Origin of the sequence: Shouchella shacheensis, from assembly GCF_001484965.1 — a bacterium.
In the GTDB taxonomy this organism is placed as follows: domain Bacteria; phylum Bacillota; class Bacilli; order Bacillales; family Bacillaceae_D; genus Shouchella; species Shouchella shacheensis.
The window spans coordinates 1-393 of record NZ_LLYY01000090.1 but is presented as its reverse complement, the minus strand read 5'-3'; the positions used below and the strand labels follow the sequence as shown (position 1 = coordinate 393).

At 49.6% G+C, this 393-nt stretch carries 1 protein-coding gene; it reads right to left on the bottom strand.

From position 1 onward, the window contains the following. Nucleotides 1-393: RNA-guided endonuclease InsQ/TnpB family protein (locus AVZ68_RS19490; protein WP_157404777.1), on the bottom strand; the 393-nt coding region annotated here is incomplete at both ends.

Here is a 393-nt window from a genome sequence, read left to right as displayed (position 1 = left end):
CCGTCCGTGCGTTGGCGATCGTTTCATGGATACGAGCGACCTTCCGTTTCTGTTTCTGGTAGTTTTTCGCTTCGCCTAAAGGCTTCCCTTCTTTTTGTGCTTTCTCTTTACGTCTGGATAGGATGCGTTGTGCATCCGCCAATTTCGTTTCAAGGGCCCGCAGGAAACGTGGATTCTTGTACACGGTTCCGTCCGAGAGGATCGCAAAATCTTTTAATCCTACGTCAATGCCAACAGAAGAACGGGTCTTAGGTTGATCGCAGACATTCGTTTCAACCAAAATCGAAACAACGTATGTCCCTGTAGCGTTACGTCGAACGGTGGCGCTTAACATACGGCCTTCCACCTCGCGACTTTTCGCAAAGCGGACCAATCCGAGTTTGGGCAACTTGA